Here is a 17,499-nt window from a genome sequence, read left to right on the forward strand (position 1 = left end):
CGCTCCTTTATCCGGATACTGCGTGTTGAATATCGGGTGGAAAATCGTCCATATCCATCACCTGACGCACCTCGATCACTTCGTTGTCACGGGCCGGGCAACGCCGGGCCCACTCGATGGCCTCTTCACGCGAGGACACCTCAATCATCCAGTAACCGCCGAGCACTTCCTTAGCCTCCGCAAAAGGACCATCGGTAACGCTGGCCTGGCCAGATGAGAACGACACACGCGCGCCCATTGACGGGGGATGCAGTCCATCCAGCGTGATCAGTACACCGGCCTCTTCCAGAGCCTTGTTGTAGGCCGTCATGGCTTCCACCGCCTCAAGCTCCGGCATGGTGCCAGGTTCTGCCTCGGCGTAGCCCCCGGGGATCATGAGCATCATGAAACGCATCAGTTGGCCTCCTTGGGGCAATTGATTGTCCACGGCACATTGAAACGGTCAGTGACCACCGCGAAAGCCACGGCCCAGAAAGTCTCATGCAGGTCCATCAGTACCTGACCACGATCGGACAATGCGCTGAACAATCGCTGTGCTTCATCGGCATGCTCAACATTCAAAATAATGCGCATACCATGAGGTGCGACATAGGGTACGGTCACCGCGTCGGTACCGGCCACCTCAAAACCATGGATGGTGATACTCGCATGCATGACTTTTTCGCGGTCAGCCGGCGACAGCGTGTCGCTTATCGGTCCCTCGCCATAGCTCAAAAACTGAGGTGCGCTGGCCCCCAGATGGGTCTGGTAATAGGCAAACGCCTCGCGGCAATTGCCGTCAAAGTTGATGTAGTGACTCAGCGTCATGTGTGCTCCCGTGTAATTACAGTTGCCCGCCTGCGCGATCGCGCCCGGGTAAGTCTCGAATCGGTCGAACCTCAATACAACCCACGCGAGCCGGAGGAATTTGAGCGGCAAGCTGTATCGCCTCATTCAGGTCGCGGGCTTCAATCAGGTAGAACCCCGCAAGCTGTTCCTTGGTCTCGGCGAACGGCCCATCAGTGACGCTGACCTGGCCCTGACGCACCCGCACGGTGGTTGCCGTAGTAACCGACTGCAAGGCTTCCGAGGCCAGACATTGCCGGTTGTCTCTTACTGCTTGGTCAAAGGCGACGCATTCTCCATCGTCGAACCCGGCCAAGCGTGCTTCCTCGGCATACACCAGACACAGATAACGCATACACCCCCCTGATCAATGTGAAATTCATTCGATTCGCACTCCCTGGTCGAGCGTGGGAACACGATTTCGACATTCAACCAGAAATTTTTCATTCGGGCGGGTTTGCCAGCCCCCAAGTGCAACAACGTGGGTCAAACCGCCGTGCAAAGCCTCATGGTGTATCACTGCGTCGGCGCCACCGAGCCCTGCACCAGATACCAGGTGTGCTCCAGCCGTTGGCGCCATGGCGCAGCTGCCGGCAGCTTGGCCAACACCGGCCGCAACACCTCCAACGCCTGCCCAACCTCGCCTACCTGCCACAACGTCAGCGCTAAATTGTTCACGATGGGCGCTGACGTGGGATTTTGCTGATACAGCTCACGCAGTATGGGCAGTGCCGCCAACCATTGGTGCTGAGCGCGATAGCTGTTGGCCAGACCGAAGCGCAGAACCTGATTTGTCGGCCAGCGCCCCAACGCCGCGGTGTAGGCACGCTGTGCCAGCTTCGGAAACTGTGCTTCCAGCTGCGCCAACGTGTGGACCAGTTGAGCAGGCTCGAGCCGAGGTGGAATTTGTTCAGGCGACGCTACAACCATGGCCCAGTTCTGCGCGGCTTGCCAATGACGCTCAAACGCCGAACGGCGCATTGCGACCTGGGCGCGCTGACCGGAATGTAGCCAGACACTCTGGTCCGTGGCGCCGATCACCACGGCGTAGTGCCACGCCGGCCACCAAGCGACCCCCAGGTTGAGCAAGACCACGACAGGCAGCTCAGCCTCGAGCATGTGCTCCAACGCCTCGTAACGTGGCGGGATACGGTACGCAATCCGTTCGTAGCGTCGCGGAGCAGCAAGCATTTCCGCTTGCAGGCTGCCGCGGCGCGCAGGCAGGTATACCGCGTCGACCAGAGTCTCCGGCGTGACCTGCACATCGCTGGCATCCAGCGCCATGGCCAAAGCCGCAGGACCGCACTGATATGCCTGCTGCGGCCAGAAACGCACGTCCAGCAAGCCTTGCGCTGGTGCCTGGGGTTGATATGGCAGCACCGCGCACCCAGTCAGCACCGCGGCGACCAGCACCAGACCTAGGCGCACAAACCAAGCCCGACCTTGCGGGTCGTGCATAACCACCGCAGCGGTGGCGTGCTAGAACGCGGTGAAGATGTTGGTAACGCCCACAAGTTCGAGAATCATCAGCACGATGAACACCAAACCGACCACTTCGACCACACCGCTACCAGCGGGTAGTTGATCCAGCTTGGCATTCAACTGCGCCAGCTCGTCCTGTGACAACGCGGCAACACGCTGCTCAACCTCAAGTGGCTCAACCCCCATGGCAACCATGGCCTGGTGCAACTCTTCAGATTGCAGACGCTGCGTGACCTGTTGATGCAGATCACTCTGAGGCGCATCGGCGAGGAACTCGAGCGTGCTAACGGCATTGGCATGAACGGCCAGCGGCATACAGGCTGCGCACACACTGATCAGGCCGGCGAGAAACGCTTGTTTGCGAAATGGCATCGGTTCAATCCTGAATGAGGGACTTAGCCATGGTACTCCGATGCACGTTGCAGATGGGCGATCAGAGAGTCGGTCATCCGGGGCAACGCGGACGGCGGAAGATCGTGTCCCAAGCCGGGCACGATGTCGCCATGGGCGTGCGGAATGCGTTCAAGCAGGTCATGTGCCGCAGCCACCGGCACCAGACGATCTGCCTCACCATGAAGTATCAGTGTCGGTGCTTGAATCTGCGGCAACAAGGCTGCGCGGCTGCCACTGACCAGGATCGCAGCCAGCTGACGCAGGGTGCCGTCCGGACTGATGCCACGCTCAATCTGAGGCATCAGGGTCTGCTCCAATTCTTGCAGCGTACGCGGGTAACCCGGGCTGCCAACCAGCGCGATGCTACGCACCGCATCAGCCAACGCAGCACGCGGTTCGGTTGCACGCTGACGAGCCAGACGCAAACGCAGTTTTAAACTCGGGCCTGGCAGATCCGGCGCCCCGCTGGTCGACATCATGCTGACCAGACTCTTGACCCGATGCGGATAGCGAGCAGCCATGATCTGCGCAATCATGCCGCCCATCGAGATACCCACGATGTGGGCGTCTTCCAGATTCAAGCGATCCATGAGCCCGACGGTGTCAGCGACCATGTGCTCCAGCCGGTAAGGAGCGTCCAGACCTTGACCAAAGCTGTGAGCACCGAGCATGCGCAACATGCCTGGCGTGCCGCAGTGATCGAACTTGCTCGACAGGCCGGCATCGCGATTGTCGAAACGAATAACCTGATAGCCCTCTCGTACGAGGGCCTCGCACAGCGACAACGGCCAGCTGAGCAGCTGTCCACCCAAGCCCATGATCAAGATGATGGCCGGGTCCTGCTGGCGGCCGAAACGCTCGTAAACCAGCTCAACTCCATTAACCACCACGCTGCGCTCGTTCGAACGGAGCCTGGAGGGCTCAACCTGTGGCGCAGACACGCCGGCTGGATGAGAAAAGGGCGCGCTGCCTTCAAGCAATGCAGCTGTGCCGTCGGCGGTTACAAAACCTTGCTCCGCCCTGTCAGGTACGAAAATATCCATAGCAATGATTGTTCAACGTGAATTGTCATTTTTTTGTCACGTTCCCCTGCTATGCGTCGGACAGGCTGTTTTCCCAATAGTTCACCAAGTTGAAACATGCGCGCCAGCTACACTAGTCCGCGTAACCTGGATTGCGTCGATCCAGACGGCGCAACAAGCCCGGCCAGGCCAATTGCCCACCCAGACCTTTGGTGACCACCTGGGCCTGTGCCTGAATGCCATCCACGATGGGTTGCGCCACGTGAATGAGTTCCGATCCTCCAGCCATGGCCCGAACCTGGATCATGCACGCAGCTTCAAACAAATACATGAACAGGAAGGCATCAGCGGGCGTGGCGCCACAGGTGAGCAAACCGTGGTTACGCAGCATCAGGAAGTTGTTCGTACCAAGGTCGGCTACCAGCCGGGGCTTCTCGGCTTCGTTGAGCGCGACGCCTTCATAGTCGTGATAGGCCAGCGAATTGAGCACGAATAACGACTGTTGCGACAACGGCAGCACCCCGCGCTTCTGCGCCGATACCGCAACCCCATTGAGGGAATGGGTGTGCATTACGCAATGCGCATCATCGCGCGCACCATGAATGCAGCTGTGGATCGTAAAACCGGCGGGATTGACCGGATAATCAGATGCCATAACCTTGTTGCCGGCCGCATCGATCTTGACCAGGGATGAGGCGGTGATCTCATCGAACATCATGCCGTAGGGGTTGATCAAAAAGTGTTTTTCTGGCCCCGGCACGCGTGCGGTCAGATGGGTAAACACCAGATCATCCCAACCGAACATGGCCACCAGCCGATACGCCGCCGCCAGATCAACCCGAACCCGCCATTCCTCGTCAGACACCTGCGCTCGCACATCGCTCATGTGTAACTCTCCTCATTTTGAATGTTGTCGTAGGCCTTGACCTGATTGCGCCCACCTTTCTTGGCCGCATACAAGGCCTCGTCAGCGCGGCGGCAAATCTCCTCACCGCTCATGGCGTGATCCGGCACAGCGCTGACCAGCCCAATACTTGCGGTGATGCGCAAAGGATCCAGATCGGCCCGATCATGCTCGATCAAGGTGCCCGCGATCACCCTCCGAATACGCTCACCCAAAGCTACGGCCTGCGCCTCATTCAGGCCCTGCGCAAGCACGATGAACTCCTCACCGCCGAAGCGTGCAACCAGATCCTCTGCCCGTTGCAACACCTGCGTGATCAAACTGGCCACGCGAATCAGGCAGTCATCGCCAACTGCGTGACCGTAGTTATCGTTGATACCTTTGAAGTGGTCGAGATCCACCATCAAGATCGCTAACGGCAAACGGTGACGGCGACATTGACCCAGCGCACGCAGCAAGACTTCATCGAAATAGCGGCGGTTGGCAACGTTGGTCAGGGGGTCATAGCGGGACAGGTACTCCAAAGCATCATTGCTCGCCGCCAGGTGACGGTTTGATTCGCGCAACTCGTCCGCCAAGCGCTTGGCCTCGGCCCGGCTGTGCAGGATCACGAACAAAAAGATGCTCAGCGCCACAGCCCCTGCGTAAAGCTGCAGACGCCAAATCAGGATGGCCTGATCAAAACGATCCCAACCACCTTCAGGTTCAGCCAGCAAGAGCCAGTCCGCCGCGCCGACATGCAGGGGCATTTGCACAGCAGCGCGGATGGCGAGCGGCCCGTCGTCCAGCATGACCGCGCGTTCGGCACCATCAACCGCATCACCCAGAATGCGAAAGCGCACGGCATCGGTGTTCGAACCGCTGTCCTGCGCCTGCAATAGGGCGTCCAGATCGATGACGATTGAAATCAAACCCCAGTAACTGCCATCTTTGAGATACACCGGCGTTCGGCTGATAACAGCACGCCCGCCCTGCACCAGCTTGACCGGCCCGGTGACCACCGTCTGCCGTGACGCCATCGCCTGCTGCACGCTGGGCCACTGCGCAGGAAGGTCGGCATAGCGCAAACCCAGCGCTGCACGATTGCCTTCCAAGGGATAGACGTAAGCCAGAACATTGTCAGGCGCCAGACCGATGTTGCGGATACGCGCATCGGCCTCGTAGATGGTCTGCAAGGCACGATTGATCTGCGCTTCGCTGGGCTGATCCACACTGCGCGTAAACGCCACCAGCCCCTGAGCCAGATACACGGTCGAACTCAAGGCGTACTCAATTCTGGCGCGCTCACGTGCCGCCAACTCGGCCACCATGTCGCGCTGCTGGTTCTCCAACACGCGTCGGCGGTCGTCCAGCATCACTTCCGCCAGGTAAAACAGCTCCAATGCCAGCAACAGCACCAGCAATACACGAAAAGGCGTAGTCGCCAGCAAACGTGACAGAGCTTTGAAAACGCGTTTCATCGCAGTCCGAGGACGTATCCCATGCCAGCAGTGTCCCGACTTCCTCAGATGACCGCAAGCAAAAACCATCCCCATACGCTCGCGTATGGACATTTAGCCCCGGTCTCGTCAGAATACGCGCCCCTTCTACACCGGATGTGGTCATGCCCAGCTACAAAGCCCCTGTTCGCGACCTCAGTTTTGTGGTCAACGAAATGCTCGACTTCGCCAGCCAGCGCGGCACGCTCGGCTACGATGACGCCGATGCCGAAACCATCGAGGCGATCTTCAGCGAATGCGGTCGTCTGGCCGAAGACAAGGTCAACCCGGTCAATCAATCCGGCGACGAACAAGGCTGCCGCCTGGAAAATGGCGAAGTCATCGTGCCCGACGGTTTCACCGAGGCCTATCAGGCCTACGTTGAAGGCGGCTGGGGCGGATTGTCCTGTGACCCCGAATATGGCGGCATGGGCATGCCTCAGGTGCTGCGTTTCATGGTCAATGAGATCTTTACCGCGGCCAATCACTCTTGGTTCATGTACCCGACCTTGACCCACGGCGCGCACAGCGCGCTGGAGCACTGGGCCAGTGATGAACTCAAGCAGAAATTCCTGCCCAAACTGACCACCGGCGAATGGACCGGCACCATGAACCTGACCGAGGCCCATGCGGGCACCGATCTGGGCATGATCCGCACCCGTGCCGAACCGCAAGCCGACGGCAGCTACAAGATCAGCGGCAACAAGATCTTCATCTCAGCGGGCGAACACCAGATGACCGAAAACATCATTCATCTGGTTTTGGCCAAAACGCCGGACGCACCGGAAGGCACCAAGGGCATTTCGCTGTTCATCGTGCCCAAATTCATGGTTGGCGATGACGGCAGTATTGGCGAGCGCAACCAGGTTGTGTGCCAGTCGATTGAGCACAAAATGGGGATTCGCGCATCCGCGACCTGCGTGCTCGAATTTGAAGGCGCTACCGGCTACCTGGTGGGCGAAGAAAACAAAGGCCTGCGCGCCATGTTCACCATGATGAACGCCGCCCGCCTGGGCGTGGCCGTGGAAGGCCTGGGTGCAGGCGAGCTGGCCTATCAGGCCGCCGCAGCCTATGCCAAGGATCGCATTCAGGGCCGCTCCCTGAGCGGGCCGAAAGCGCCGGACAAGCCGGCCGATCCGATCATTCATCATGCTGATGTGCGCCGTATGCTGCTGACCATGCGCAGCTTCGTGGAAGGCTCACGCGCCCTCAACGGTCTCATCGCATTGCAGCTGGACGTGGCACAAACCCACCCGGACGCAGCCGAACGTGAAAAAGCTGAAGATTTCCTCGGTCTGATGACCCCGGTGGCCAAGTCCTTCTTCACCGACGAAGGCTCGGCGGCGTCCAATCTGGCCGTGCAGGTCTACGGCGGCCATGGCTACATCTGCGAGCATGGTGTCGAACAATTTGTGCGTGATGCGCGTATCAGCCAGATCTACGAAGGTACCAACGGCATTCAGTCGCTGGATCTGGTGGGGCGCAAGCTGGCGCTCAACGGTGGACGTGCGGTCAAGGCTTTCTTCGCCCAGGTCGGCGCTGACCTGGCCGCAGCGGGTGACAGCCTGAACGCCTATACCCAGCCGCTGGCGGCAGCTTTCGATTCTCTGCAGAAAGCCACTGGCTGGCTGATGCAGAACGCGGCAAGCAACCCCGATCACGCCGGCGGCGTGGCGGTCGAGTACACCCGCCTGTTCAGCGTGGTCAGCGTGGGCTGGGCCTGGCTCAAAGCCGCTCAAACCTGCCAGGCCAAGCTGGATGCGGGCACCGACGACGCCGCGTTCTACACCAACAAACTGATTGTTGGCCGTTTCTTCATGGAGCGCTACGTGGCCGAGCACAGCAGTCTGCTGGCGCGCGTCACGGCGGGCGCCCAGACCATGATGGAGCTCGACGCCGAGGCCTTCTAAGCCTCTGCAGGCGTATCCTGCACGATGCCGGGCCGCGCCCGTCCCTGCGACGGTCGCGGCCTTGTTGTATATAGACCTCTGACTTTCAGCCAACAGCGCGTATGAGCGAATTCTCCGAACGCCCCATCGAAGAACGTATTTCCGGCCACGCCTCGTTTCTACACCGCAATACGCCATGGTGGAAACGCCTGCAGATCACGCTGGTGGATTGTCTGGTCTTCATGTTTGGCTGCGTGTTGTGGCTAGGTGGCCGCCCATTACGACGCCTGCTGATCCGAGGCTTGTCCGCCGGCGCTTACCGATTGATGCGCAAGAAGCAGTACATCGCCGAGATCAACCTTGACCTGGCCTACAACAACAGCCTGAGCCAAGCGGAGAAAACGCGCATCATCCGCGCCATGTACACTCACTTTGCGCGCGGCGTGCTCGACCTGGTGTTCGACTGGGTGTACTGGCCGCCCAAAAAGATCGCGCGCTTTGTCACCGCGGAAGGGCGCGAGCGCCTCGCCGCCATGCAGAACGCAGACGAAGGCAGTTCACTGGTGTGCTGCCATCTGGGCAATCCTGATCTAACGCTCAAGCTGGTTCGTGCGGTCGATTTCGACCTGCACGTGATGTACAAGGGCTTTAAATCGCCGTGGTTTGACCGCTACATCGCACGCAAGCGTTTACGCGTTGGCAGTGGCCTCATCGAAGTTCCCACGTCGCGCCACCGCATTGTCAATGGAAAACGCCAGAAAATCGGCCAGGGCAGCATTCGCGATGAAGTCCGTACCTTGTTTGATCAGGGCCATTGCGTCGGCTTTCTGGCAGACCAGCATGCCAACCGGGGCGGCTTGCGGATGGACGTACTTGGGGTCCCCGACACCCCCACCCAAACCGGCGCCTGGAGCTATTTGATCACCAATAATGTGCCATTTCTTCTGGTCGTTGGCGTATACACCGACAACGATGAAATCCGCTGGCATTGCTCTGAAATTCTACGCCCGCAAGACCAGGGTGATGAAGAAGCCACGCTGCGTCACACCATAGGCCGGGCCAACGCCTGGTTTGAAGAACTGATCCGTCAATACCCGGAACAATACTTCTGGGGCCATCGCCGATTTGATCGTCACCACTACGAAAAGCCCCGCGCCTGAACGCGACGGCGCTTGCCGGCGACCGATATAATCGCGCTTTTTGACCTGCGGCCCGTCCGCCTGGATGTAATACCTGATGAGCAGCCCCGTAGAACCCGGACACAACTTCCTGCGTAGCCTGATCCGCGATGACCTGGAATCAGGGCGCCTGCAAGGCGAGGTGGTCACCCGTTTCCCGCCGGAGCCCAACGGTTATCTGCATCTGGGCCACGCCAAGTCCATCTGCCTGAATTTTGGATTGGCCGAGTACTTTGATGGCCGCTGCCATCTGCGCTTCGACGACACCAATCCGGACAAAGAGAGCCAGGAATATATCGATGCCATCCAGGAGGATATCCGCTGGCTCGGTTTCGAATGGAGCGGCAATGTCCGATACGCCTCGGACTACTTCGAAACGCTCTACGAGTACGCTCAGCACTTGGTCGGCAAGGGTCTGGCGTACGTCTGCGACCTTTCTGCAGAGCAAGCCCGCGAGTATCGCGGCACGCTGACCGAGCCGGGGCGCAACAGCCCCTATCGCGAACGCAGCGCGGATGAAAACCTGGACCTTCTGGCCCGTATGCGGGCCGGCGATTTTGATGAGGGTCAGTGCGTACTACGCGCCAAGATCGACATGGCTTCGCCCAACATCAATCTTCGCGATCCGATCCTGTACCGCATCCGCAAAGCGCATCATCACCAAACTGGCGATGCCTGGTGCATTTATCCCACGTATGATTTCACGCATGGTCAATCTGATGCGCTGGAAGGTATTACCCATTCCATCTGCACCCTGGAATTCGAAGACCATCGCCCGCTCTATGATTGGCTGATCGAACACCTGCCGGTACCCTCGACACCTCGCCAGTACGAATTCGCACGCGGCAACATCAATTACACGGTGACCAGCAAGCGCAAGCTCAAACAGCTGGTCGATGAGGGCCATGTGGACGGCTGGGACGATCCGCGCATGCCAACCATCTCGGGGCTGCGCCGGCGCGGCTATACGCCGCTGTCCATTCGCAAGTTCTGGGAAACGGTGGGCGTAGCGCGGGCCGACAGTACGGTCGATGTCGCCCAGCTGGAATACACCATTCGCGACGACCTCAACGAAAACGCACCGCGTGCCATGTGCGTCATTGACCCACTCAAGCTGGTCATCACCAATTTCCCGCAGGACAAGGTGGAGTGGCTGCCGGCCGCCGCCCACCCTAGCCGCGAAGACCTGGGCCAGCGCCAACTACCGCTGACCCGCGAGGTCTATATCGAACGCGAGGATTTTCGCCTGGAAGCCAACAAAAAATACAAACGTCTGGTGCTGGGGAAATCTGTCCGCTTGCGCAACGCCTACGTGCTGACCGCGGAGGATGTAGTGACGGATGCCGATGGCCACATCACGGAAGTGCATTGTCGCTACGATGCCGACACTCTCGGCGCCAATCCAGCGGACGGCAGCAAACCCAAGGGCGTGATTCATTGGGTCTCAGCCAGCCACGGCAAGCGCGCCACGGTTCGGCTGTATGACCGCTTGTTCAATCACGAAACCCCGGACCGCGGAAACGAAGATTTCGTTGCCCACCTCAACCCGGACTCGCTGGTTGTGCGTAACGAGTGCTGGATCGAGCCCGAACTTGCGCAAGCACAAGCCGGCAGCAGCTTCCAGTTTGAGCGCCTGGGTTACTTTGTGGCCGACAGCAAAGAACACAGCAGCGATGCCCCGGTCTTCAATCGGACTGTGGGGCTGCGCGACAGCTGGGCCAAAATCGAAGCCAAAACCTAATCTGCTGCAAGCCTGCTGCGGACACAAAAAAGCCCACATGATGTGGGCTTTTTCATTGCAGTTCTAGCCGTACTAGAACGTTGCGGCAAACACCTTGACGTCAGCCTGAGCACGCAACGCCGCCTGCAAAGCCATGTATTCCTGATTGGCTCGCTGCGACAGCAGACGACGCTTGGTCGCTTCTTTTTCGTTTTCGATCGCCTCAGCCCAATTGCCGTCGGTAACGTCGGTCAACTCAATCAGCGCCAGATTGCCATTCGGCAACATTGCCGTCTCATAGCTCGACGCCCCTTCCTGCGGAACGTCCATACCAAACACTGTAGCAATGATGACCCGCGCCGGAGCAGAGTCGCCGCGCTCCGCAGTCACCGGCTTCTGATTTTCGGCACCGTCCTGAGCCGGCAAATCAGCCAGCGACTTGCCCTCCGCCAGCTTTGTACGGTCCGCATCGGCCATGGCCTGCAATTTTTCCGCAACAGCCTCACGGGTCAGCGCTTCAACCAAGTCCGCACGCACTTCGTCCAACGTTTGCGGGCGCTCTTCCTCATGCTCCGCAACACGCAGAACGATCTGGCGCCGCCCCACATTCAGCGGCAAACTGTTTTCTCCAGCGTTGAGCACGAGGTCAGAGAAAGCTGCTGCAATCACCGCGTCGCTCGCGCCAATGCCAGCGCCGCCGTCGCGCGTCATCCACTCTGAGGTCTTGATTTCCAAGCCAAGCTGCTCGGCCACCGGATCCAGTGACGCCGGATTTTCGAAACTGACCTGTTCAAGCTTGTCCGCCAGTGCGTCGAACTCAGCCCGCGCCTCACGCTCACGGTACATATCTTCCAGTTCGGTCTGCACTTCAGGCTCGTCAAAGCCACGCAGACGCTCCGGACGAATCTCCTCGACCTGAATCAGATGCCAACCGAACTGCGTTTCCACTGGCTCGCTCACCACGCCGGTGTCCAGCGCAAATAATGCGTCTTCAAACGGCGCAACCATCATACCGGTGGAGACCCAGCCCAAATCCCCGCCCTTATTCTTGGAACCGGGGTCCTGGGAGACCTCCTTCGCCACCTCGGCAAAGTCTTCGCCTGCGGCCACACGCTCAGCAGCCGCGTCTATTTTCGCTCGCGCATTATCTTCGCTGGCACGCACAAGTATGTGCCTTGCTTTGCGTTCTTCGGCGACCTTGAAGCGGGTCTCTTTCTGCTCGTCATACAGGGCTTGCAGTGCTTCTGGCGTGACATCCACCTTCTGCTTCAGCACTTCCTGATCGAGCTCCACGTAGCTGACCCGAACTCGTTCCGGTGCAATCAAGCTCGCCTTGCGCTCTTCGTACCGGGCCTCAACCGCAGCATCGTCAATGCTGATCGATGCTTCAACGGCTTTGGCGTTGTAAATACGATGATTAAAACGGCGCGTTTGACGGTCAATCGCCCACTCGCTGGCTAGCTCGGCCTCGGTCACAATGACCGAATTGGTCACGGCTTGGCGCAATTGCTGGTCGGTCAGAAACGCACGTACGCGATCTTCGTACTGAACAGGGTTCATGCCCTGTCGCGCCAGCGTGTCTCTATATAAGGTGGGCGAGAAGTGGCCATTCTGTTGAAAAGCCTGTTCACCACGAATCGTTGCCAACACCGTCTCATCCGCCACGCGATAGCTGCGATCAGCAAGATAAGCGCCGGTTACGGCTTCCTGAATCATGCCCTGTAATACACTTTCGCGGAGCATGTCGGGGTTGATCATGTCGGGTCGAAAATTCTCACCGAGCATTTGTTGCAGCTGCTGATAGCGTTGCTGATAACGCTGCTGCAGCGCAGCCTCGGAAATCTCTTGTCCTTCCACTTTCGCAACACTGCGCGCGGCGCCATCGCTACGAAATGCCTCAATGCCAAAAAATGCGAAAGGAATGCAGATAATGCCGACGATAAACCAGGCCAGTGGGCCCGTCGCTCGGTCCCGAATATTCTGCAACATTCATGACCCCCAAATGTAGTTCTGTAGGGAAAAACAAAAAAGGCACCGCAAGGGTGCCTTTCAATAGTTGGCGGAGCGGACGGGACTCGAACCCGCGACCCCCGGCGTGACAGGCCGGTATTCTAACCAACTGAACTACCGCTCCGAATTTTGGTGGGTGCTGACGGGATCGAACCGCCGACATTCGCCTTGTAAGGGCGACGCTCTACCAGCTGAGCTAAGCACCCCTTGGCGCCACCTGCGACCCCTAGCTGCGGTAGCTGCTAGGTGGCCCCTGGAAAGAACGCTAGTTTACAGCGTCTTTCAGAGCTTTACCAGCTTTAAATCCAGGAGTTTTACCTGCAGCGATTTTCAGCACTTCGCCGGTCTTCGGATTGCGGCCAGTGCGCGCTGCACGCTCACGCACGCTGAACACACCAAAGCCCACCAGCGACACTTTGTCACCCTTCTTCAGAGCGTCGGAGATGCTGTCGAACATGGCTTCCACAGCCTTGCCAGCGTCAGCCTTGGACAGGCCAGCGTTGGCGGCAACGGCTTCCACGAGTTCGGATTTGTTCATCGGATACTTCCCCTCTATAAGGTCAAAAATGTTCACCCCAGACACAAGAACAAGATCCCTGCGCTTGTTCAGCGCAAGCTTAAAATGCAGATGGGATCAGCCCTTGCGAACCTTCAGCATGAAGGCATCGGCACCCGCCGAAACGCCAGTGTGCCGTTGTTTTTCGATTATTGCAGGATTCTCCGCGCGCGGTCTACAGCTAGTGCGCGCGGGCCGAATCCTCGGTCGATTTGACGGTTGACTTGGCGCCTTGATCCAGTGCCGGTTCCGGCTCTTTTTCCAGCGCAAGACGAATCACATCATCAATCCAACGAACCGGATGGATATTCAGTTTCCCTTTGATATTACTAGGAATTTCTGACAAATCCTTCTCGTTTTCGATCGGAATCACAACCGTTTTGATACCGCCACGGTGCGCAGCAAGCAGCTTTTCTTTAAGGCCACCGATGGGCAAAACCTCACCGCGCAAGGTAATTTCGCCCGTCATTGCGACGTCTGCGCGCACAGGAATGCGCGTAAATGCGCTGATCAGCGCCGTGCACATGGCAATCCCTGCGCTCGGACCATCCTTGGGCGTTGCGCCCTCCGGCACGTGGACATGGATGTCACTGTTTTGGACATCTTTCAGTTCAATGCCCCATGCCGACGAGCGACTGCGCACCACGGTGAGTGCGGCTTGTATGGACTCCTGCATAACATCGCCAAGGCTACCGGTGTAAACCAGCTTGCCCTTGCCTTCCACCACCGCACTTTCAATGGTGAGCAATTCGCCACCGACTTCGGTCCAGGCCAGACCGGTGACTTGGCCAATCTGGTTCTGATCTTCGGCCTTGCCATAGCGGAACTGCGGCACGCCCAGATACTTCTCAACCTGGCGCGACCCCACATTGATATGGTCGATCTTGTCGTTCTCGATGATCTCCTTGACCACCTTGCGACAGATCTTGCCCACCGCGCGCTCGAGATTACGCACCCCGGCTTCGCGCGTGTAATGACGAATGACATCTTTCAGCGCGCCATCAGACAAGTTGATCTCCTTGTCCTTGAGGCCATTGTTCTTGATTTGCTTGGGAAGCAAGTAGCGCCGCGCAATATTGAGTTTTTCGTCCTCCGTGTACCCCGGCAAACGAATCACCTCCATACGATCCAGCAGCGGTGCCGGAATGTTCAGCGTATTGGCCGTGGCCACAAACATCACATCCGAGAGGTCGAAATCAACTTCCAGATAATGGTCGTTGAAACTGGCGTTCTGCTCCGGGTCCAGTACCTCAAGCATGGCCGAGGCTGGGTCGCCACGAAAATCCGCCGCCATCTTGTCAATTTCGTCGAGCAAGAACAGTGGATTGCGTACGCCCACCTTGCTCATGTTCTGAAGAATTTTTCCAGGCATGGAGCCGATATAGGTGCGACGATGACCACGAATCTCGGCCTCATCGCGCACGCCACCAAGACTCATACGCACGAACTTGCGATTGACGGCTCGTGCGATCGAGCGACCCAACGAGGTTTTACCCACCCCAGGCGGACCAACCAGACACAGAATGGGACCACGCAATTTCTTGACCCGCTTCTGCACCGCGAGGTACTCAACGATACGCTCCTTGACCGATTCAAGGCCGTAGTGATCCTCATCGAGAAACTGTTCCGCCATCGCCAGGTCAATGCGCGACTTGGTTTTCTTCTTCCACGGAACGCCAACCACCCAATCCAGGTAGTTGCGTACAACGGTCGCTTCAGCTGACATCGGCGACATCATCTTCAGCTTGTTGAGCTCGGTGTCTGCCTTGGCCCGCACGTCTTTCGGCATGCCGGCCTTTTCGATCTTCTGCGCCAGCTCTTCCATTTCGTTGGGGCCTTCTTCGGTTTCACCCAACTCTTTCTGAATGGCCTTCATTTGCTCATTCAGATAGTACTCGCGCTGACTCTTCTCCATTTGCTGCTTGACCCGGCCGCGGATGCGCTTCTCAACCTGCAGCACCTCGATCTCGCCTTCGAGCAGACCGAGCACATGCTCAAGCCGCTCCGTCGCCGACAGTCGCTCCAGAACCTGCTGGCGATCTTCCAGCCGCAGATTCAGATGCGCTGCAATAGTGTCAGCCAGACGTCCGGCGTCGTCCATGCTGGTCAGCGACGGCAACAATTCGGCCGGCACCTTTTTGTTCAGCTTGACGTACTGCTCGAACTGGCTGAGCGTGGAGCGCACCATGGCGTCCATTTCACGCTCTTCAGCCTCATTGCGCGCTTCCGGCAATTCGGTGCAATCCGCAACCAGATAGCCGTCTTGATCTTCCAGCGTGTTGATGCGGGCGCGATTGCTGCCCTCGACCAGAACCTTGAGCGTGCCATCCGGCAATTTCAGCAACTGCAGGATATTGGCCAGGGTCCCGATGGGATACAGATCGTTTTCGCCCGGATCCTCGGTTTCCGCCGTCCGCTGCGCGACAAGCAAAATGCGCTTGTCGGTCTTCATGGCTTCTTTGAGCGCCACCACGGATTTTTCACGCCCGACGAACAAGGGCATGGCCATATGCGGGAATACCACTACGTCTCGTAGTGGCAGAACCGGGGACAGGGATTCGGATCTATCGCTCATCAGCAGCCTCAATACACACGGGCAACCCCGCAAAGCACGTCATATGGGGGCTCGCCAATGGAAATTCAAGCTGTATCGGCGATCCACCCGCCTTGCCGCCCGCGCTGCGGGCGGCCAAATCAGCAGGCCGGAACGGCGGTCACCACCGGCCTCTTTAGCCTAGCTGGCCTGAGCCTCGGCGCTGGGTTCTGCAGCACCGTAAACGATGAAGGGTTTGGCCGCGCCCTGCACCACTGACTCATCAATGACCACCTTCTCGACGTTTTCCATCGACGGCAGGTCATACATGACGTCCAGCAGAATGCTTTCCATGATCGTGCGCAAACCGCGTGCGCCCGTTTTGCGCTCCATGGCCTTGCGGGCAATCGCAGCCAAAGCGTCATCGCGCAGCTCCAACGCAGCGCCTTCCATGTCAAACAGCTTGCGATACTGCTTGGTCAGCGCGTTCTTGGGCTCGGTCAGAATCGAAATCAGCGCGTCGGCATCCAACTCCTGCAAGGTTGCAATCACCGGCAGACGGCCAACAAATTCTGGAATCAGGCCAAAGCGGACCAGATCATCCGGCTCGGTTTCCGCCAGAATTTCACCAACCGCGCGCCCGTCCTCCGGACTCTTGGGTTCGGCCTGGAAACCAATGCCGCCCTTCTTGGAGCGCTGGCCGATGACCTTGTCCAAGCCGGCGAAAGCACCACCACAAATGAACAGGACACCCGAGGTATCGACCTGCAAAAATTCCTGCTGAGGGTGCTTGCGCCCACCTTGCGGCGGGATCGATGCAACCGTGCCTTCGATCAGCTTGAGCAGTGCCTGCTGTACCCCTTCGCCCGAAACGTCACGGGTGATCGACGGGTTTTCGGATTTGCGCGAAATTTTGTCGATTTCGTCGATATACACAATGCCACGCTGGGCCTTGTCCACATCGTAGTCACATTTCTGCAGCAACTTCTGGATGATGTTCTCGACGTCCTCACCCACATAACCGGCTTCAGTCAGGGTGGTGGCATCGGCGATCGCAAACGGCACATCCAGAACCCGCGCCAGCGTCTCGGCCAGCAGCGTTTTACCTGAGCCGGTGGGACCGATCAGCAAAATGTTGGACTTGGACAACTCGACGTCATCCGAGGCCGCATTATTGTTGAGGCGCTTGTAGTGGTTGTATACCGCCACGGCGAGCGTTTTCTTGGCCGCTTCCTGGCCGATCACGTACTCGTCCAGCACCGCCTTGATTTCATGCGGCTTGGGCAAACCCTTATCGACGGGCTTGGCCTGCAATTCTTCGCGGATGATGTCGTTGCACAGCTCAACGCATTCATCACACACATACACCGAAGGTCCAGCAATCAGCTTGCGAACTTCGTGTTCACTTTTGCCACAGAAGGAGCAGTACAGGGTTCGCCCGTTGCCCCCGCTGCCGCGGTTGTCATCACTCATTGTTTCACCTTCTGGACCACTGGTTTCGTTTATACC

Annotated in this window: 15 protein-coding genes and 2 tRNA genes; 3 read left to right on the top strand and 14 right to left on the bottom strand. The window is 58.5% G+C overall.

Annotation, left to right across the window (positions count from 1 at the left end):
* Positions 1-7: 7 nt before the first annotated feature.
* The 8 genes from ATO7_RS07960 to ATO7_RS07995 all read right to left on the bottom strand — a co-directional run bounded on the left by ATO7_RS07960 (position 8) and on the right by ATO7_RS07995 (position 6,086).
* On the bottom strand, positions 8-394 hold the full coding sequence (locus ATO7_RS07960) for a YciI family protein (protein WP_083561158.1): 387 nt from the start codon (positions 392-394) through the stop codon (positions 8-10).
* On the bottom strand, positions 394-807 hold the full coding sequence (locus ATO7_RS07965; RefSeq protein WP_158523107.1) for a VOC family protein: 414 nt from the start codon (positions 805-807) through the stop codon (positions 394-396). Before ATO7_RS07965 ends, ATO7_RS07960 begins: the two co-directional genes overlap by 1 nt.
* Positions 808-823: 16 nt before the next feature.
* The gene (locus ATO7_RS07970; protein WP_083561160.1) at positions 824-1,180 is read right to left on the bottom strand and encodes a YciI family protein; all 357 of its coding nucleotides are present in this window, start codon (positions 1,178-1,180) and stop codon (positions 824-826) included.
* A gap of 161 nt (positions 1,181-1,341) precedes the next feature.
* Positions 1,342-2,283 (bottom strand): PA2778 family cysteine peptidase, encoded by a 942-nt coding sequence (locus ATO7_RS07975; protein WP_083561161.1) that lies wholly within the window; start codon positions 2,281-2,283, stop codon positions 1,342-1,344.
* A gap of 21 nt (positions 2,284-2,304) precedes the next feature.
* Positions 2,305-2,679, bottom strand: a complete 375-nt coding sequence (locus tag ATO7_RS07980) for a PA2779 family protein (protein ID WP_083561162.1) — start codon at positions 2,677-2,679, stop codon at positions 2,305-2,307.
* A 23-nt stretch (positions 2,680-2,702) separates the two neighbouring features.
* Positions 2,703-3,743: an alpha/beta fold hydrolase gene (locus ATO7_RS07985; RefSeq protein ID WP_083561163.1), complete on the bottom strand. Its 1,041-nt coding sequence runs from the start codon at positions 3,741-3,743 to the stop codon at positions 2,703-2,705.
* A 112-nt stretch (positions 3,744-3,855) separates the two neighbouring features.
* Positions 3,856-4,608, bottom strand: a complete 753-nt coding sequence (locus ATO7_RS07990) for a class II aldolase/adducin family protein (protein ID WP_083561164.1) — start codon at positions 4,606-4,608, stop codon at positions 3,856-3,858.
* A complete protein-coding gene (locus tag ATO7_RS07995) occupies positions 4,605-6,086 on the bottom strand; it encodes a diguanylate cyclase (protein ID WP_158523108.1) in 1,482 nt (493 codons plus the stop codon). Before ATO7_RS07995 ends, ATO7_RS07990 begins: the two co-directional genes overlap by 4 nt.
* Before the next feature lie 143 nt (positions 6,087-6,229).
* On the opposite strand from ATO7_RS07995, the gene ATO7_RS08000 reads away from it, so the two are divergent.
* The 3 genes from ATO7_RS08000 to ATO7_RS08010 all read left to right on the top strand — a co-directional run bounded on the left by ATO7_RS08000 (position 6,230) and on the right by ATO7_RS08010 (position 10,912).
* Positions 6,230-8,014: an acyl-CoA dehydrogenase C-terminal domain-containing protein gene (locus ATO7_RS08000; RefSeq protein ID WP_083561166.1), complete on the top strand. Its 1,785-nt coding sequence runs from the start codon at positions 6,230-6,232 to the stop codon at positions 8,012-8,014.
* A 101-nt stretch (positions 8,015-8,115) separates the two neighbouring features.
* Positions 8,116-9,153 (top strand): lysophospholipid acyltransferase family protein, encoded by a 1,038-nt coding sequence (locus ATO7_RS08005; RefSeq protein ID WP_083561167.1) that lies wholly within the window; start codon positions 8,116-8,118, stop codon positions 9,151-9,153.
* A 76-nt stretch (positions 9,154-9,229) separates the two neighbouring features.
* Positions 9,230-10,912 (top strand): glutamine--tRNA ligase/YqeY domain fusion protein, encoded by a 1,683-nt coding sequence (locus ATO7_RS08010; RefSeq protein WP_083561168.1) that lies wholly within the window; start codon positions 9,230-9,232, stop codon positions 10,910-10,912.
* A gap of 72 nt (positions 10,913-10,984) precedes the next feature.
* Here the strand turns inward: ATO7_RS08010 and ATO7_RS08015 are convergent, their stop codons facing one another.
* The 6 genes from ATO7_RS08015 to clpX form a co-directional block, all read right to left on the bottom strand.
* Entirely contained in the window at positions 10,985-12,880 is a 1,896-nt protein-coding gene (locus ATO7_RS08015; RefSeq protein ID WP_083561169.1) for a SurA N-terminal domain-containing protein, read from the bottom strand.
* Positions 12,881-12,948: 68 nt separating this feature from the next.
* A tRNA-Asp gene (locus ATO7_RS08020) sits at positions 12,949-13,025 on the bottom strand.
* A gap of 6 nt (positions 13,026-13,031) precedes the next feature.
* Positions 13,032-13,107: transfer RNA gene (locus ATO7_RS08025), tRNA-Val, on the bottom strand.
* A gap of 59 nt (positions 13,108-13,166) precedes the next feature.
* Positions 13,167-13,439, bottom strand: coding sequence for an HU family DNA-binding protein (locus tag ATO7_RS08030; protein ID WP_083561170.1), 273 nt, complete (start codon positions 13,437-13,439; stop codon positions 13,167-13,169).
* A 199-nt stretch (positions 13,440-13,638) separates the two neighbouring features.
* Positions 13,639-16,032 carry an endopeptidase La gene (gene lon / locus ATO7_RS08035; RefSeq protein ID WP_083561171.1) on the bottom strand — a complete coding sequence of 798 codons (2,394 nt, stop codon included), beginning with the start codon at positions 16,030-16,032 and terminating at the stop codon, positions 13,639-13,641.
* Positions 16,033-16,191: 159 nt separating this feature from the next.
* Positions 16,192-17,463, bottom strand: coding sequence for an ATP-dependent Clp protease ATP-binding subunit ClpX (clpX, locus tag ATO7_RS08040; RefSeq protein WP_083561172.1), 1,272 nt, complete (start codon positions 17,461-17,463; stop codon positions 16,192-16,194).
* Between the last annotated feature and the right edge of the window lie 36 nt (positions 17,464-17,499).

Source organism: Oceanococcus atlanticus, assembly GCF_002088235.1.
Taxonomy (GTDB): Bacteria; Pseudomonadota; Gammaproteobacteria; order Nevskiales; family Oceanococcaceae; genus Oceanococcus; species Oceanococcus atlanticus.

Excerpts from the sequence above, each read along its gene's own strand:
- ATO7_RS07960 (WP_083561158.1), bottom strand. The coding sequence starts at position 394 with ATGCGTTTCATGATGCTCATGATCCCCGGGGGCTACGCCGAGGCAGAA.
- ATO7_RS07965 (WP_158523107.1), bottom strand. The coding sequence starts at position 807 with ATGACGCTGAGTCACTACATCAACTTTGACGGCAATTGCCGCGAGGCG.
- ATO7_RS07970 (WP_083561160.1), bottom strand. The coding sequence starts at position 1,180 with ATGCGTTATCTGTGTCTGGTGTATGCCGAGGAAGCACGCTTGGCCGGG.
- ATO7_RS07975 (WP_083561161.1), bottom strand. The coding sequence starts at position 2,283 with ATGCACGACCCGCAAGGTCGGGCTTGGTTTGTGCGCCTAGGTCTGGTG.
- ATO7_RS07980 (WP_083561162.1), bottom strand. The coding sequence starts at position 2,679 with ATGCCATTTCGCAAACAAGCGTTTCTCGCCGGCCTGATCAGTGTGTGC.
- ATO7_RS07985 (WP_083561163.1), bottom strand. The coding sequence starts at position 3,743 with ATGGATATTTTCGTACCTGACAGGGCGGAGCAAGGTTTTGTAACCGCC.
- ATO7_RS07990 (WP_083561164.1), bottom strand. The coding sequence starts at position 4,608 with ATGAGCGATGTGCGAGCGCAGGTGTCTGACGAGGAATGGCGGGTTCGG.
- ATO7_RS07995 (WP_158523108.1), bottom strand. The coding sequence starts at position 6,086 with ATGAAACGCGTTTTCAAAGCTCTGTCACGTTTGCTGGCGACTACGCCT.
- ATO7_RS08000 (WP_083561166.1), top strand. The coding sequence starts at position 6,230 with ATGCCCAGCTACAAAGCCCCTGTTCGCGACCTCAGTTTTGTGGTCAAC.
- ATO7_RS08005 (WP_083561167.1), top strand. The coding sequence starts at position 8,116 with ATGAGCGAATTCTCCGAACGCCCCATCGAAGAACGTATTTCCGGCCAC.
- ATO7_RS08010 (WP_083561168.1), top strand. The coding sequence starts at position 9,230 with ATGAGCAGCCCCGTAGAACCCGGACACAACTTCCTGCGTAGCCTGATC.
- ATO7_RS08015 (WP_083561169.1), bottom strand. The coding sequence starts at position 12,880 with ATGTTGCAGAATATTCGGGACCGAGCGACGGGCCCACTGGCCTGGTTT.
- ATO7_RS08030 (WP_083561170.1), bottom strand. The coding sequence starts at position 13,439 with ATGAACAAATCCGAACTCGTGGAAGCCGTTGCCGCCAACGCTGGCCTG.
- lon (WP_083561171.1), bottom strand. The coding sequence starts at position 16,032 with ATGAGCGATAGATCCGAATCCCTGTCCCCGGTTCTGCCACTACGAGAC.
- clpX (WP_083561172.1), bottom strand. The coding sequence starts at position 17,463 with ATGAGTGATGACAACCGCGGCAGCGGGGGCAACGGGCGAACCCTGTAC.